Source organism: Micromonospora sp. L31 (genome assembly GCF_052068075.1).
GTDB lineage: Bacteria > Actinomycetota > Actinomycetes > Mycobacteriales > Micromonosporaceae > Micromonospora > Micromonospora purpureochromogenes.
In genome coordinates, this window is sequence record NZ_JBQHDC010000001.1 from 810,269 (window position 1) to 826,361 (window position 16,093).

Below are 16,093 nucleotides of genomic sequence, written 5' to 3' on the forward strand. Positions count from 1 at the left end.
GCCGCAAATGCCCCTCATCTTTCGGCCGTGACCGGCCATGATGAGCCCGTGGGCGCACTCGTGACGTTGGACCTGCCGGACGACTCGCCGATGCTCGGCCTGCCGTGGATCATCACGTTCGGCCCGCTCGGCGACCCCGCGGAGTGGGAGCCGGTGGTCTGCGGCCCGTACGAGCGTCCGCACGCCCTGGCCCTGGCCGAGGCGGTGGTGGCCGAGGAGCAGCTGATGGCGGTGGTCGAGCCGCTGGTGCCGGCGTTGTCGGCCGAGGAGGTGCGCGGCGAGATCGCCGCCGCGCAGATCGCCGCCGAGGACGAGGCGGCCCGGATCGACGAGTCCGACCTCTACGGGGACTTCGAGGACGTGATCGACGAGGAGCTGGAGCAGGCGGCCGCGCGGGCCGAGCACCCGGTCGCGCCGCAGCCGGCACCCAGCGAGGACGAGCTGCGGGCCGGCTTCGAGCGGATCTCGGAGCTGCTGCGGCGCAAGGGCCGCTGACCCGTCAGCCGGGCCGGGATTCCCGGCGCGGGGCCGGGCCGAGGAGGACGCCGGCGCCCCGGGGAACTCCCCGAGGCGCCGGTGCCACCTCACCCCCCACCACAAGGGGTCGGCAGGCCCAGTCGCCCGTCGGCGCGGGGCACAACGGACGACCAGGTCAATGGCGGGTTACCCGGCTCAGCGCCGTTCGAACCACGCAGCTGCGTCCACCGGCAGGAGATGCCCCGATCCCTGCTCGGTGAGGTCCTCGCTGGCGACGAGCGGCCGGCCGTACCCCTCGACGGGGGCCGGCGCGCCGCTGATGTTGACCACGCAGGTCAGCGTGGTCCCGCCGCCGGTGCGGCTGAAGGCGAGCATGCCGGGACCGCCCTCCAGCCAGGTCACCCCGCCGGTCGTGCCGGCCAGCGCCGGGTGCTCGTGCCGGATCCGCAGCGCGGCGCGGTACAGCTCCAGGGTGGAGCCGGCGACGCCGGTCTGGGCGGCCACCGAGAGGGCACGCCAGGTCGCCGGGGCCGGCAGCCAGCTCAGCTCGCTGCCGTCCGGGCCGAAGCCGTACGGGGCCAGCTCGCCGCTCCACGGGATCGGCACCCGGCAACCGTCGCGGCTCTCCCCGGTACGCAGGAACGCCGGATCCTGGCGCAGCTCGTCGGGGAGGTCCAGCACCTCCGGCAGGCCCAGCTCCTCGCCCTGGTAGACGTAGGCGCAGCCGGGCAGGGCCAGCATCAGCAGGGCGGCGGCCCGGGCCCGGCGCAGGCCGACCTCGCCGTCGCCGTACCGGGTGACGTGCCGCTGCCGGTCGTGGTTGGACAGCACCCAGGTGGTCGGGGCGCCGACGATGGTGGACTCGGCCAGCGCGGTGTCGATGACCTTGCGGAACGAGTCGGCCGACCAGGTGGCGTCGAGGAAGTCGAAGCTGAACGCCTGGTGCAGCTCGTCCGGGCCGATGTAGCGGGCCAGCCGCTGCGGGGTCTCCGCCCACGCCTCGGCCACCGCCATCCGGCCGCCCGGGTAGCTGTCCAGGATCGGCCGCCAGGCGCGGTAGATCTCGTGCACCTCGTCCTGGTCGAAGTAGGGCAGGCGGCCCTTGCCGAGCAGTTCGGACTGGCGCTGGCCGGTGGTCATCGAGCTGAAGCCGACGTCCGGCAGCCCCTCGGCCTTGATCATTCCGTGCGCCACGTCGATCCGGAACCCGTCGACGCCGCGGTCCAGCCAGAAGCGGAGGACGTCCTCGAACTCGGCGCGCACCCGCGGGTGCCGCCAGTTCAGGTCGGGCTGGGCCGGGTCGAACAGGTGCAGGTACCACTGGCCGTCCGGCACCCGGGTCCAGGCCGGGCCGCCGAAGATGCTCTCCCAGTCGTTCGGGGGCAGTTCGCCGTGTTCGCCCCTGCCGTCGGCGAAGAGGTAGAGCTCCCGCTCCGGCGAGCCCGGGGCGGCGGCCAGCGCGGCCTGGAACCAGGGGTGCGCGCTGGAGGTGTGGTTGGGCACCAGGTCGATGATGATCCGCAGCCCGAGGGCGTGCGCGTCGGTGATCATCGCGTCGAAGTCGGTGAGCGTGCCGAACAGCGGGTCGACGTCGCGGTAGTCGGCGACGTCGTAGCCGGCGTCGACCTGCGGCGAGGTGTAGAAGGGGGTCAGCCAGAGCGCGTCGACCCCGAGGTCGCGCAGGTACGGCAGCCGCTCCCGGATGCCCCGGAGGTCACCGACGCCGTCGCCGTCGGCGTCGGCGAAGCTGCGGACGTAGACCTGGTAGACGACCGCGGACCGCCACCAGTCGGCGTCGGCGGCCGGCGGTGCCGGGTTGGTGGCGTCGGTCATCGGTGACGATCCCCGTTCTGTGGAGCACCCGGAGTGGGCCCGGAGGCGGATGTCAGTGCAGAATGCCGCCCGATTGCTGCAAGAGTCAAGCATTCCTTGCGCAAGAAATGATGGCCCGCCCCCTCCGCTGGGCCTGGCAGCCCCGTGCGGCCGTCCCAGCAGGCGGGACGGCACCGGGACGGCCGCCGTCGTGGCGGCCGTCCGGGGCGCTCGGGTCGGGTCAGGCCGGGACGGCGAGGGCGGGCGGCGCCGGCCGGTGCCGGGTGCCGCCCTGGACCGGGTTGGCGCCGGCCGGCCGGACGACAGCGGTGGAGCCGCGCACCACCAGCTCCGGGCGGAACTGGTACTCCGAGTGCGGCGCGGCGTGGCCGTTGATCTCGTCGACCAGGGCCCGCACCGCGGCGACCGCCATCGCGGCGACCGGCTGGCGCATGGTGGTCAGCGGCGGATCGGTGAAGGCCATCAGCGGGGAGTCGTCGTAGCCGACCACCGAGAGGTCCTGCGGGACCGACATGCCGCGCTGCCGCGCCGCCCGGATCGCGCCGAGCGCCATCAGGTCGGAGCCGCAGACGACGCCGGTGACCCCGCGTTCGATGAGCCGGCCGGCGGCCGCCTCGCCGCCCTCCACGCCGAAGAGCGAGAGCTCGGCCAGCTCGGCCAGGTCCTGCTCGCCGGCGCCGGCGAGCCGGGTCATCGCGGTACGCCAGCCGGCCACCTTGCGCTGCACCGGCACGAACCGGTCCGGGCCGGTGATCAGGCCGATCCGGCGGTGGCCGAGCGCGACCAGGTGTGCGACGGCCAGCTCGGCGGCCTCACCGTCGTCGCAGGAGACGAAGGGGGCGGCGACGTTCGGGACGTACCCGTTGATCATCACGACGGGCAGCGGGCGGGCGATCAGCGCGCGGTACCGGTCGTGGTTGGCGGCGGTGTCGGCGTGCAGGCCGGAGACGAAGACGATCCCGGAGACCTGCCGGTCCAGCAGCATCTCGACGTACTCGTCCTCGGTGACCCCGCCGGGGGTCTGGGTGCACAGCACCGGGGTGAACCCGCTCTGGGCCAGGGTCGACTCGATGACCTGGGCGAACATCGGGAAGATGGGGTTGTCCAGCTCCGGGACGACCAGCCCGACGAGCCCGGCGCTGCGCTTGCGCAGCCGGGCGGGGCGCTCGTAACCGAGCACGTCGAGGGCGGTCAGGACGGCCTGCCGGGTCTCGGGGGCCACGCCGGGGCGGTCGTTGAGCACCCGCGACACCGTGGCCTCGCTGACTTCGGCCTGCTGGGCGATGTCGGACAGTCGAGCGCGCATGGCGGAACTTTAGCTCACGGGCAAGTTCTTGCGTACGCTCCTGCAAGCCCTTCCATTCCCTGCAACCTCTTGCTAACGTCCCCGCAACATGCGAGAGCAGCGGCGCAGCACCGCAGCGCCGGTTGGCAAGAACTTACAGAGGTTCCCACTGGCGGGCCGCCCTTCCCCCGGCGCTCGCCACAACGACAGGAGTACCGATGCGCATCCGTACCGCGGGTGTGGTCGCCGTTCTCGGTCTGGCGCTCGCGGCGTCCGGCTGCGGCGACAACAGCAAGGACGAGCCGGCCGCCAAGGATTCCCCCAAGGCCGCGAGCGGCAAGCTCGTCATCTGGGCCGACGACAAGCGCGCGGCTGCCCTCAAGCCGTTCGGTGAGAAGTTCGGCCAGGAGAACGGCGTCACCGTCGAGGTGCAGGCCGTCTCCAAGGACCTGCAGACCAACTTCGTCACCGCCTCCCAGCAGGGCAGCGGCCCGGACGTCGTGGTCGGCGCGCACGACTGGATCGGCAACCTGGTGCAGAACGGCGCCATCGACCCGGTGCAGCTCGCCGCCGAGCAGAAGAGCGCCTTCAACGAGACCGCCGTCAAGGCCGTGACCTTCAACGGTCAGGTCTACGGCGTGCCGTACGCGACCGAGAACATCGCGCTGATCCGCAACACCGAGCTGGCCCCCGAGGCGCCGAAGACGATCGAGGACCTGGTCGCCTCCGGCAAGAAGCTCAAGGCCGAGAAGAAGGCCAGCGAGATCCTCTGCCTCCAGTCCGGACAGAACGGCGACGCGTACCACATCTACCCGCTGTACACCTCGGCCGGCGGCTACCTCTTCGGCACCGCCGCCAACGGCGACTACGACCCGAAGGACCTGGGCGTGGGCAAGCCGGAGTCGATCGCGGCGTTCCAGAAGATCGCCAAGCTGGGTGAGAAGGGTGACGGTGCGTTGAAGCGCTCCATCACCGGCGAGAACTCGATCGCCACCTTCACCGGCAAGAAGTGCGCCTACCTGGTCTCCGGCCCGTGGGCGATCGCCGACGCCAAGAAGGCCGGCATCAAGTACGACATCTCCCCGGTCCCCGGCTTCGCCGGTGGCAAGGAGGCCCAGCCGTTCGTGGGCGTCCAGTCGTTCTACGTCGCCGCCAAGGGCAAGAACAAGGCCCTGGCCCAGGAGTTCGTCACCAACTACGTGACCAAGCCCGAGCTGGCCGTGGCGCTGTACAACGCCGAGCCGCGTCCGCCGGCGCTGACCGCCGCCTTCGACCAGGTCAAGGGCACCGACCCGGACCTGGCCAAGTTCTCCGAGGCCGGCAAGAACGGCCAGGTGCTCCCGGCGATCCCGGCCATGGCCGCGATCTGGGACCCGTTCGGCAAGGCCGAGGCCGCCGTCATCGGTGGCGCCGACCCGACCAAGACCGTCACCGCCGCCGGCAAGACGATCTCCGGTCAGATCAAGTAATGAGCGCGTCGCTGTCCGGCCCGGGGTCTGCCACGCAGACCCCGGGCCGGGGGCCCGTCCGCTCCGGGCTCCCGCGCAAGTCCCGTGACGCGCGGCACCACGCGCCGATCACCCTGACCGGCCTCGCCGTCAAGGTGGTCCTGCTCGGCCTGGTGGCCGGGATCGCGATCTGGGCGGCCTTCCCGCTCATCGAGGCCGAGAAGTGGGTCGGGCTGGCCATCCTGTCGGCCACCACCGCCGGCCTGTTCTACCTGTACCTCACCCGCCGACACATCCCGGCGAAGTACCTGGTTCCCGGCACGATCTTCCTGATCGCCTTCCAGATCTTCCCGGTGCTCTACACCGCCAGCACCGCCTTCACGAACTTCGGCGACGGTCACCGCGGCGAGAAGTCCGACGCGATCGTCGCCATCCAGAGCTCGTCGGTGAAGCAGGTCCCCGGCTCCACCCAGTACCTCCTCTCCGTCGCCACCAAGGGCGACCCGGCCACCGGGCCGCTGGTCTTCCTGGTGACCGACCCGAAGAGCGGCACCGTCTCCGCCGGCGACGCCGGCGGCCTGACCCCGCTCGACGCCGCCGAGGTCACCGTGGCGCCGGGCGGCAAGGTAACCGCCGCCGAGGGCTACCAGGTGCTCAACTTCGGTCAGGCCAGCGCCCGCAGCAAGGAGATCACCGACCTGGTGGTCCCGACCTCCGGCGGCGCGCTGCGCTCCTCCGGTCTCTCCCGCGCGTACGAGGGCAGGGCGATCCGGGCCTACGACACCGGTTGCGACTGCGTCAAGGACAGCGAGACCGGCAAGACCTGGACGGCGGACGAGGAGATCGGTGCGTTCGTCGCCGCCGACGGCGAGCAGTTGGCCCAGGGCTGGAAGGTCAACGTCGGGCTGAAGAACTTCGATCGGGTGCTCACCGACCCGGCCATCTCCGGTCCGTTCTTCGGCACCCTGGTCTGGAACTTCGCCTTCGCGCTCGGCTCGACCGGCTTCACCTTCCTGCTCGGCCTGGCCATTGCGCTGGCGCTGCACTCGCCGCGGATGCGCGGCACCAACCTCTACCGGATCCTGCTGATCCTGCCGTACGCGATGCCGTCGTTCGCGATGCTGCTGGTCTGGCGGGACATGTTCAACACCGACTTCGGGCTGATCAACAACCTGTTCGGGCTCGGCGTCGACTGGTTCGGGCAGGAGTGGTCCGCCCGAATTGCCGTGATCCTGGTGCAGCTCTGGCTGGGCTACCCGTACATGTTCCTGGTCGCCACCGGTGCGCTCCAGGCGATCCCGCGCGAACTCACCGAGGCCACCTCGGTCGACGGCGCGTCGCCCTGGCAGTCGTTCCGCGCGGTCACCCTGCCGCTGCTGCTGGTGGCGCTCTCCCCGCTGCTGATCTCGTCGTTCGCGTACAACTTCAACAACTTCAACGCGATCTACCTGACCACCGAGGGTGGACCGTTCCCGGCGGACAACCCGACCTCCGGCGCGACGGACCTGCTGATCACGTACACCTACCGGCTGGCCTTCGGTGCCCAGGGGGCCCAGTTCGGCCTGGCGGCGGCGGTCTCGATCTTCATCTTCACGATCGTCGCGGTGGTCTCCGCGGTCAGCTTCTCGCGGACCCGCAAGCAGGAGGAGGTGTACTCGTGAGCACCCACGCGAACGCCCCGGTCGCCCGGACCGGCGCGGCCGGCAGGCGGAAGAACCGCTGGCTCGCCCAGGTCGGCTGGCGGCACGTGGTCGGGGTGGTGGCGGTGGCGTTCAGCCTCTTCCCGATCCTGTTCGTGCTTTCCGCGGCGCTCAACCCGCTCGGCACCCTCTCCTCCACGGACCTGGTGCCGACCAGCGGCGTGTCGTTCGAGAACTTCACCGACCTCTTCGACCGCACCTCGTTCGGGTGGTGGTTCCTCAACTCGCTGGTCGTCGCCGGGGTGGCGAGCTTCGCCTCGATCTTCCTCTCGTCGCTGGCGGCGTACTCCTTCTCCCGGATGCGCTTCGCCGGCCGTCGGGTCGGGCTGCTCGCGCTGCTGCTGATCCAGATGTTCCCGCAGTTCCTGGCCATCGTGGCGATCTTCCTGATCTTCACCACGGTCACCGACCTGTGGCCGGCGATCGGCTTCAACACGCCGTGGGGCCTGCTGCTGCTCTACCTGGGTGGGGCGCTGGGCGTGAACACCTGGCTGATGAAGGGTTTCTTCGACACGCTGCCGCGGGAGCTGGACGAGTCGGCGACCATGGACGGCGCGTCGCACGCCCAGGTCTTCTTCCGGATCATGCTGCCGCTGGTGGCGCCGATCCTGGCGGTGACCGGGCTGCTCGCCTTCATCGGCACGATCAACGAGTTCCTGATCGCCAACGTGTTCCTCACCAACCCCGAGTCCAAGACCCTCGCGGTCGGCATGTTCGGTCTGGTGGCGGGCGAGCGCAACAACAACTTCGGGATCTTCGCGGCGGGCACCCTGCTCACCGCCGTCCCGACGGTGCTGGTGTTCCAGTTCCTTCAGCGCTACATCGTCTCCGGCCTGACCGCCGGAGCCGTCAAGGGATAAATCGACGGTAGTTAGCACGCTGCGGCAAGGGCGTCGGGACGACGTGCACCGGAGCAGTCACGGGTTGACCGCCGCGGTCGGGAGACCGGCCGCGGCGGGTTGCCCCTCTCTCCCCGTCCGACCCACGCGAAAGGTCTCTCCGTGTCCCCGCAGCCGCACCACGACGGATCCGCCCTGTACGTACCCGAGCAGGAGCCGGCGCTCGGTCAGACCGTGCCGGTCTTCGTCCGGGTCCCGGCGGGCGCCGACGTGCGCACCGTGCACGTGCGGACCACCGGTGACGGCGAGCCCCGGTTCGCCGAGGCGGTCGTCGACCGCACCGAGGGCGGCGAGGTCTGGTGGCGAGCCGATGTCGAGGTCCGCAACCCGGTCAGCAACTACCGCTTCATGCTCTCTCAGACCACCGGCTACCGCTGGCTCAACGCCGCCGGCGTGATCTCTCACGACGTGCCGGACAACGGCGACTTCAAGCTGGTCAGCTACGCCCCGCCGCCGGCCTGGGCGCGGGACGCGGTGATCTACCAGATCTTCCCGGACCGGTTCGCCCGCTCCGCGGCCGCCGCCGGCCGTACGCCGCCGGACTGGGCGATCCCGTGCGACTGGGACACCCCGGTGATCGGACGCGGCCCGGAGACGCCGTACCAGTTCTACGGTGGCGACCTGGACGGTGTCACCGAGCGCCTGGACCACCTGGCCCGGCTCGGCGTGAACACCCTCTACCTCACCCCGATCTTCCCGGCCCGCTCCAACCACCGGTACGACGCGGCCAGCTTCGACACCGTCGACCCGCTGCTCGGCGGGGACGCCGCGCTGGCCCGGCTCGCCGATGCCGTCCGGGCCCGGGGCTGGCGGCTGATCGGCGACATCACCAGCAACCACACCGGCGACGCGCACGAGTGGTTCACCACCGCCGCCTCGGACGTGCGGGCCACCGAGCGGGAGTTGTACTACTTCGACGAGGCCACCGGGGACTACGAGTCCTGGAACGGGGTCAAGTCGCTGCCGAAGCTGAACTGGGGCAGCGCCGAGCTGCGCCGGCGCTTCGCCACCGCCGACGACTCGCTGGTGCGGCGCTGGCTGCGCCCGCCGTACGGGCTGGACGGCTGGCGGGTCGACGTGGCCAACATGACCGGCCGGCGCGGCGCGGACGCGTACACCCACGAGGTGGCGCGGCTGCTGCGCGAGGTGGTCGCCGACACCCGCCCCGACGGCCTGCTGCTCGCCGAGCACGGCCACGACCACACCGGCGACCTGGACCGGGACGGCTGGCACGGGACGATGAACTACGTCGGCTTCACCGACCCGGTCTGGTCCTGGCTGCGGCACGGCGACGAGCCGGTGCCGAACTTCCTCGGCACCCCGGGCGGGGTGCGGCGGCGGGACGCCGAGGCCGTGCTGGCGACGATGGACACCTACCGGTCGCTGATCTCCTGGCGCTCGTACACCCACTCGTGGCAGCTGCTCGGCTCGCACGACTCGGCCCGGATCCGCACCGTGGTCGGCGACGCCGCCCGGCAGGAGGTGGCCGCCGGCCTGCTCGCCACCATGCCGGGCACCCCGGTGGTCTTCGCCGGGGACGAGCTGGGGCTGACCGGCACCAACGGCGAGGGTTCGCGGACCCCGATGCCGTGGCACCGGCCGGAGAGCTGGGACCGGGCCACCTTCGCCGCGTACCGCGGGCTGTTGGCGCTGCGCCGCGATGAGCCCGCGCTGCGCCACGGCGGCCTGCGTCGGGTGCACGCCGACGCCGACACGCTGGTCTTCCTGCGCGAGGCCCCGACCGGGGCGGTGCTGGTGCTCGCCCGCCGGGCCGCGGGCCGGCCGGTCCGGCTGACCGGCCTCGGGGCGGGGGAGAACGCGTACGGCGGCGCCCCGGCGCTGCGCCCGGACGCCGACGGCGTGGTCACCCTCCCCTCCGACGGCCCCACGTTCCAGGTCTGGCGGCTGTCCTGATCCGGGTCCGGCGGGCGCGGGGTCAGGCGGCCGGCTGGCCGAGCAGGGTGCGCACGCCGGCGAGGTAGCTGCGGCGGTCCGGCCGGCCGGTGAGCACCTTCTGCATCAGGTAGCCCGGGACCAGGCCGAACAGCGCGGTGCCGACGGCCTCGGGGTCGGCGTCGGGGGGCAGCTCACCCGCCTCCCGGGCCCGCCGGGCCAGCAGCGTGAAGCGGTCCCGGAAGCCGCTGTACGTCGCGTTGACGAAGGTCGCCAGCGCCGGGTCGCGCAGCGACTCGCTCCACACCTGGATCGCCAGCGGCAGGATGCCGTCCTTGCCGGCCTGCGCGTCGACGTAGGTCAGGGCCCGGTCCAGCGCCTCGACCAGGGGCAGCGGCGGCTCGGCGGCAGCCAGCTCGGCGAAGACCGCGTCCGCCCCGCCGATCACCGACTGGGCGATCGAGGTGATCAGGTCGTTCTTGCTCGGGAAGTAGCGGTAGACCGCGCCGACCGACAGCCCCGCCTCGGCGATCACGTCCTGCATCGAGGTGTTGTGGAAGCCGTCGCGCAGGAAGCAGCGCCGGGCCGCGTCGAGGATCTGCTGGCGGCGGGCCGCGAGGTGGGCGTCGGATACGCGTGGCATGACCCACAGTGTAAAACGAACGCTCGTTCTTGACTCCTGACACCTCCGGAGCGCACCCTGGCTTCAAAGAGAACGAGCGTTCGTTTTAAGGAGTGAGCATGTCCCGGTCACCCCGATCCCCGATGCTGCTCGCCGTGCTGGCCGCCGTCCTCGCGGTGGCGGCGCAGGCGCTGCTCGTACCCCTGTTCGCGGGGCCCGCCGCGAACCTGGCACCGCGTGACCTGCCGGTCGCCGTAGCCGGGCCGGCGCCGGCCACCGCGGAACTGGCCGGCCGGCTGGCGGCGGCCCGTCCGGGTGCCTTCACCGTCACCGAACTGCCGGACGCCGCGGCAGCCGACCGGGCGCTACGCGACCGCGAGGTGTACGCCGCGTTCGTCGTCGGCCCCGACGGCGTCGGGCTGCACACCGCCCCGGGTGCGAGCCCCACCGTCGCGGCCCTGCTCACCGAGGCCGCGGCCGGGCTCTCCGGCGGACGGCCGGTGCCGGTCACGGCGGTGGTGCCGGCCGACCCGGACGACCCGCGCGGGGCCGGCTTCGCCGCCGGTTTCCTGCCGCTGGCGCTGACCAGCATGCTCGTCGGCGTCCTGCTCACCGTCCTGGTCACCGGCCGGCGCGCCCGGCTGGTCGGGCTGGTCGGCTACGCCCTGCTCGCCGCGCTGGTCGGCACCGCCGTGCTGCACGGCTGGCTCGGGGTGATCGGGGGCGACCCGGCGGCCGAGGCCGCGGCGATCGGGCTCTTCGCGCTCGCCGCCGCCGGTGCCGTCGCCGGGCTGGGCGCGCTGCTCGGCGGCCCCGGGCTCGGCCTCGGCGCGCTGCTGGTCTTCCTGGTCGGCAACCCGCTCTCCGCGGTCAGCGCGGCGCCGGAGCTGCTGCCGCAGCCGTGGGGCACCGTCGGGCAGTTCCTGCCGGTCGGGGCCGGCGGAACGCTGCTGCGCTCGGCCGCCTTCTTCGACGGCGCGGGCGCGGGTCGCTCCGTCGCCGTGCTGGCCGGCTACGCGGTGCTCGGGATCGGCCTGGTGCTGCTCGGCCGGCGCGGCTCGCCCCGGCCGGCCGCCGAGATCACGGTATGAGATCAGCCCGGCGGGGCGGCTACTACAAACTGTCGTTGATGGGGGAGGATGGCCGGCGTGGAAGCTCTTCGGCTGGTACTTCTCTACGTCCATCTGATCGGGTTCGCGCTGCTGCTCGGCGGCGCGATCGCCCAGTACGTCAGCGGCCGGCTGCGGATCAACGCGGCCATGCTCTGGGGCTCGGTGATCGGTCTGCTCACCGGCATCGGCCTCTCCGCACCGCTGCGCGACGGCGACGAGCCGGCACCCGCGAAGCTTGTTACCAAGTTGGTGCTGGCTCTGCTGATCTTCGTCATGGTCTTCTTCTCCCGGAAGCGGGATCAGGTCAACCGCGGGCACTTCCTCGCTATCGTCGGGTTGACGCTGCTCAACGCCGCTGTCGCGGTGTTCTGGAGGTAGCCGGCCGGACCCGCTCGCGGGCCCGGGGAAAGGGACTTTCGGGACAGCGGGCCGGTCACGTACCAGCACTGTGAGTGATCTGCCCCACGCCAGGGTTACGCCGGGATAACAGGCGTTCAACAGTCGTGCACGATTGGCGGCCGGTGGGTGGGCGCGGGCGTACGCTCCCGTCCGTAACGTGGGATGCCGGCAGCGCAGCGCTGGTCGGTTCAAGGGCTGCCACCGCACGAGGCGCGGTGTGCAATGGGAAGGAGACGTCTTGCGCTCTGTGCGTGGGATGCGGATCGCCTCCGCGATCGTGGCGGGTGGGCTCGTGCTGGCCGCCGCCGCGTGTGGTGAGGCCCCCGAGGACGACAACAACGCCGGCAACGGCGCCAAGAAGTACAGCGCCTGCATGGTGACCGACGTCGGCGGCATCGACGACAAGTCGTTCAACACCTCCGCCTGGAAGGGTCTCCAGGAGGCCAAGAAGGCGAACGACAACATCGACATCAAGTACGTCGCGTCGAAGGCCGAGGCGGACTACGAGGTCAACCTGACCGGGTACGTCAACCAGAAGTGCGACTTCATCCTGGCCGTCGGTGGCCTGATGTCGGACGCCACCAAGAAGGCCGCCACCTCGAACCCGAACCAGCAGTTCGGCATCGTGGACGCGAACCCGGGCGTGGACAACATCTACCCGATGCAGTTCGACACCGCCCAGGCCGCCTTCCAGGCCGGCTACCTGGCCGCCGGGATGAGCAAGGCCGGCAAGGTCGGCACCTACGGTGGTCTGCCGATCCCGCCGGTGACCATCTTCATGGACGGCTTCGCCGACGGCGTGGCGCACTACAACAAGGCCAAGGGCAAGAACGTCCAGGTGCTGGGTTGGGACAAGGCGACCCAGAAGGGTCTCTTCACCAACGACTTCGTCAAGCAGGACGAGGGCAAGAAGGTCTCCGACGCGCTGGTCGCCCAGGGCGCGGACATCATCATGCCGGTCGCCGGCGGCGCCGGTCTCGGCACGACCGCCGCGGCCCAGGCCTCGGGCGGCAAGTACTCGGTCATCTGGGTGGACGTCGACGGCTGCGAGAGCACCCCGAACTGCGCGGCGCTGGTGACCACCGTCGTCAAGAACATCCCGGACGCCGTCAAGGAGGCCGTGCTCAAGGCCGCCGGTGGCGAGAAGCTCCAGTCCAAGCCGGGCTTCGTCGGCAACCTGGCCAACAACGGCGTCTCGATCGCCCCGTACCACGACTTCGAGAGCAAGGTCCCGGCCGAGCTCAAGGCCGAGGTCGACAAGATCAAGGCGGACATCGCCGCCGGCACCATCACGGTCACCTCGAAGGCCCAGCCGACCAAGTGACCGCCTCCCCGGCCGCCGCGATGGGATCATCGGCAGCGGAGGCCGGCGGGCACCAGGCATGACGATCGGCCGCCTCGGCGTACGTGGGACACCCCGCGTGCGCCGGGGCGGCCGATCCGCTCCACCCGCGGCCGGCCCCGTCAGCCGGCCGACCGGCAGCTAGGCTGCACCATCGCTCGCACTCCAGGAGGTTGCGCTGAGACTCGAACTGCGCGGCATCACCAAGCGGTTCGGTGATCTGGTCGCCAACGATCACATCGACCTGACGGTGGAGCCTGGAGAGATCCACGCCCTGCTCGGCGAGAACGGCGCCGGCAAGTCGACCCTGATGAACGTGCTCTACGGGCTCTACCAGCCCGACGAGGGCGAGATCCTGGTCGACGGCCAGCCACTGAAGCTGAAGGGCCCCTCCGACGCGATCGCGGCCGGGATCGGCATGGTGCACCAGCACTTCATGCTGGTGCCGGTCTTCACGGTCGCCGAGAACATCATGCTCGGCGCCGAGCAGGTCAGGGGCGGCATCGCCGGCTTCCTGGACCGCCGGCGGGCCCGCCGCGAGGTGGCCGAGGTCTCCGAGCGGTACAACCTCCGGGTCGACCCGGACGCGGTGATCGAGGACCTGCCGGTCGGCATCCAGCAGCGGGTCGAGATCGTCAAGGCGCTCACCCGCGACGTCGACCTGCTCATCCTGGACGAGCCGACCGCGGTGCTCACCCCGCAGGAGACCGAGGAACTGCTCACGGTGATGCGGTCGCTGAAGGCCGCCGGCAAGTCGATCGTCTTCATCACCCACAAGCTCGGCGAGGTCAAGGCCATCGCCGACCGGATCACCGTGATCCGGCGCGGGAAGACCGTCGGCACGGCCTCCCCGGAGGCGAGCCGGGACGAGCTGGCCGCGCTGATGGTGGGGCGCAGCGTCCGGCTCACCGTGGACAAGCAGCCGGCCACCCCCGGCAAGCCGATGCTCCAGGTCTCCGGCCTGGTGGTCGACGACGACCGGCGGATCCGCGCGGTCGACGGCGTCGACCTGACCGTGCACGCCGGCGAGGTGCTCGGCGTCGCGGGCGTGCAGGGCAACGGCCAGACCGAGCTGATCGAGGCGATCATGGGCCTGCGCCCGGCGCTCGCCGGCACGGTCACCCTCGACGGCGAGCCGATGCACGGCTGGTCCACCAAGAAGGTGCTACGCGCCGGCGTCGGCTACGTCCCCGAGGACCGCAGCGTCGACGGCCTGGTCAAGGAGTTCTCCGTCGCGGAGAACCTGGTCCTGGACATCTACGACCGGCCGCCCTTCGGCAAGGGCCTGGCCCTCAAGCCGGACGCCATCGCGAAGTCGGCCAAGGAGCGGATCGCGCAGTTCGACGTCCGTACCTCCTCCGCCGACGCCTCGGTGGGCACCCTCTCCGGCGGCAACCAGCAGAAGGTGATCGTGGCCCGGGAGCTGTCCCGGCCGCTGAAGCTCTTCATCGCCGCCCAGCCGACCCGGGGCGTGGACGTCGGCTCGATCGAGTTCATCCACAGCCAGGTGATCCGCGAGCGGGACGTGGGCACCGCCGTCATGGTGGTCTCCAGCGAGCTGGACGAGGTGATCGGCCTGGCCGACCGGATCGCGGTGATGTACCGCGGCCGGATCATCGGCGTCGTCAGCCCGGACACCCCGCGCGAGGAGATCGGCCTGCTGATGGCCGGCATCACCCCGGACGCCGCCGGCGAGCCCGGCGGTGCCGTGGCCCCCGCCCCCGAAGGCCCTGGTAACGAGGACGAGGCATGAGCAACCCCAACCCGGTGTCGGGCTCCCCCGACAAGGAGCCGGCGACCGAGGCGCAGGCGGCGCAGGACGAGGCCGGCAACACCGACCGCGGCGCGACCATGACCGCCCCGAAGCAGCCCACGGAGCAGCCCCGCCCCACCCTGGGCCGGCTCTTCCTGGACAACCTCTGGGCCGCCAACACGGTCACCGTGACGGTGCTCGCCCTGGTGCTGGCGATGCTGTTCGGGGCGGTCCTGATCATCGTGTCCGACCCGGAGGTGCTGGCCACCTACAGCTACATCACGGCCCGGCCCGGCGACGCGATCAACTCCAGCTGGACGGTCGTCAGCGAGGCGTACGCGAACCTGTTCAAGGGTGCCGTCTTCGACCCCGAGGCGTCCGGCTTCCAGGCGGTGCTGAGCCCGATCTCCGAGACGCTCACCTACACCGCGCCGCTGGTCTTCACCGGTCTGTCGGTCGCGCTCGCCTTCCGGGGCGGCCTGTTCAACATCGGCGCCCAGGGCCAGGCGACCATGGGTGTCATCCTCGCCGCGGTGGCCGGGTTCGCCCTGCCGCTGCCGCCGGTGGTGCACCTGCTCGTCGCGTTGATCGCCGGCGCCGTGGGCGGTGCGGTCTGGGGCTTCATCCCCGGCATCCTCAAGGCCCGGACCGGCGCGCACGAGGTGATCAACACGATCATGCTCAACTACGTCGCGGTCTACTTCCTCTCCTGGGTCATCATCCAGAACGGGGTGCAGAACCCGGACCGCTCCGACGCGATCAGCAAGCCGGTCGACTCCTCGGCCCAGCTGCCCCGACTGCTCGGCGACGACCTGCGGGTGCACACCGGCATCCTGCTCGCGGTGCTGGTCACCTGGTTCGTCGCCTGGCTGCTCAACCGCTCCACGCTCGGCTTCGAGCTGCGCGCCGTCGGCGCCAACCCGGACGCCGCCCGCACCGCCGGCATCAGCGTCACCCGGACGTACGTCCTGATCATGGTGATCTCCGGCCTGCTCGCCGGCCTCGGCGGCAGCCAGATGGTGCTCGGCTCGACGGCGAACGCGCTGACCCCGCTGGTGGTCGCGCAGATCGGCTTTGACGGCATCCTGGTGGCCCTGCTCGGCCGGGTGAAGCCGTGGGGCGTGCTGCTGGCGGCGCTGCTCTTCGGCGCGCTCCAGGCCGGCGGCAACCGGATGCAGTCGTACTCGGGGATCTCGCTGGAGCTGGTCACCGTGCTCCAGGCGCTGATCGTCATCTTCATCGCCGCACCGGCCCTGGTGAAGGCGATCTTCCAGCTCCGGGCCGCCCGCGCCGCCCGGTTGCAGACGAGCCTGGCGAAGGGCTGGTAAGG

Annotated in this window: 13 protein-coding genes; 10 read left to right on the forward strand and 3 right to left on the reverse strand. The window is 71.5% G+C overall.

The window, feature by feature from the left end:
- Positions 1 to 48 precede the first annotated feature (48 nt).
- On the forward strand, positions 49 to 495 hold the full coding sequence (locus ACTMS9_RS04030; RefSeq protein WP_210775092.1) for a hypothetical protein: 447 nt from the start codon (positions 49 to 51) through the stop codon (positions 493 to 495).
- Positions 496 to 672: 177 nt separating this feature from the next.
- Here ACTMS9_RS04030 and ACTMS9_RS04035 read toward each other — a convergent pair whose 3' ends face one another.
- Together ACTMS9_RS04035 and ACTMS9_RS04040 are read right to left on the reverse strand one after the other, a co-directional pair.
- Positions 673 to 2,310 (reverse strand): glycoside hydrolase family 13 protein, encoded by a 1,638-nt coding sequence (locus ACTMS9_RS04035; protein WP_441164152.1) that lies wholly within the window; start codon positions 2,308 to 2,310, stop codon positions 673 to 675.
- Positions 2,311 to 2,530: 220 nt separating this feature from the next.
- Positions 2,531 to 3,616, reverse strand: a complete 1,086-nt coding sequence (locus tag ACTMS9_RS04040) for a LacI family DNA-binding transcriptional regulator (RefSeq protein WP_441164153.1) — start codon at positions 3,614 to 3,616, stop codon at positions 2,531 to 2,533.
- Positions 3,617 to 3,813: 197 nt separating this feature from the next.
- On the opposite strand from ACTMS9_RS04040, the gene ACTMS9_RS04045 reads away from it, so the two are divergent.
- From ACTMS9_RS04045 to ACTMS9_RS04060, 4 genes are all read left to right on the forward strand, one after another.
- Positions 3,814 to 5,064, forward strand: a complete 1,251-nt coding sequence (locus tag ACTMS9_RS04045; protein ID WP_088964049.1) for a sugar ABC transporter substrate-binding protein — start codon at positions 3,814 to 3,816, stop codon at positions 5,062 to 5,064.
- Positions 5,064 to 6,704 carry an ABC transporter permease subunit gene (locus ACTMS9_RS04050; RefSeq protein WP_441147372.1) on the forward strand — a complete coding sequence of 547 codons (1,641 nt, stop codon included), beginning with the start codon at positions 5,064 to 5,066 and terminating at the stop codon, positions 6,702 to 6,704. Before ACTMS9_RS04045 ends, ACTMS9_RS04050 begins: the two co-directional genes overlap by 1 nt.
- A complete protein-coding gene (locus ACTMS9_RS04055) occupies positions 6,701 to 7,603 on the forward strand; it encodes a sugar ABC transporter permease (protein ID WP_441164154.1) in 903 nt (300 codons plus the stop codon). The genes ACTMS9_RS04050 and ACTMS9_RS04055 overlap by 4 nt, the downstream gene beginning before the upstream one ends.
- Positions 7,604 to 7,744: 141 nt before the next feature.
- The gene (locus ACTMS9_RS04060; protein WP_441164155.1) at positions 7,745 to 9,556 is read left to right on the forward strand and encodes a glycoside hydrolase family 13 protein; all 1,812 of its coding nucleotides are present in this window, start codon (positions 7,745 to 7,747) and stop codon (positions 9,554 to 9,556) included.
- Between the two features lie 22 nt (positions 9,557 to 9,578).
- Here ACTMS9_RS04060 and ACTMS9_RS04065 read toward each other — a convergent pair whose 3' ends face one another.
- Entirely contained in the window at positions 9,579 to 10,178 is a 600-nt protein-coding gene (locus ACTMS9_RS04065) for a TetR/AcrR family transcriptional regulator (RefSeq protein WP_441147366.1), read from the reverse strand.
- A 98-nt stretch (positions 10,179 to 10,276) separates the two neighbouring features.
- Here ACTMS9_RS04065 and ACTMS9_RS04070 point away from each other — a divergent pair, with 98 nt between their 5' ends.
- From ACTMS9_RS04070 to ACTMS9_RS04090, 5 genes are all read left to right on the forward strand, one after another.
- Entirely contained in the window at positions 10,277 to 11,248 is a 972-nt protein-coding gene (locus tag ACTMS9_RS04070; protein WP_441164156.1) for a hypothetical protein, read from the forward strand.
- A 57-nt stretch (positions 11,249 to 11,305) separates the two neighbouring features.
- Positions 11,306 to 11,647, forward strand: coding sequence for a hypothetical protein (locus ACTMS9_RS04075; RefSeq protein WP_154939695.1), 342 nt, complete (start codon positions 11,306 to 11,308; stop codon positions 11,645 to 11,647).
- A gap of 277 nt (positions 11,648 to 11,924) precedes the next feature.
- Complete coding sequence (locus ACTMS9_RS04080) at positions 11,925 to 12,992, forward strand: BMP family lipoprotein (protein WP_441147642.1); 1,068 nt, start codon at positions 11,925 to 11,927, stop codon at positions 12,990 to 12,992.
- A gap of 256 nt (positions 12,993 to 13,248) precedes the next feature.
- Entirely contained in the window at positions 13,249 to 14,763 is a 1,515-nt protein-coding gene (locus ACTMS9_RS04085; RefSeq protein ID WP_441164432.1) for an ABC transporter ATP-binding protein, read from the forward strand.
- 98 nt (positions 14,764 to 14,861) lie between these two features.
- Entirely contained in the window at positions 14,862 to 16,091 is a 1,230-nt protein-coding gene (locus ACTMS9_RS04090; protein ID WP_441147638.1) for an ABC transporter permease, read from the forward strand.
- Positions 16,092 to 16,093: the final 2 nt, after the last annotated feature.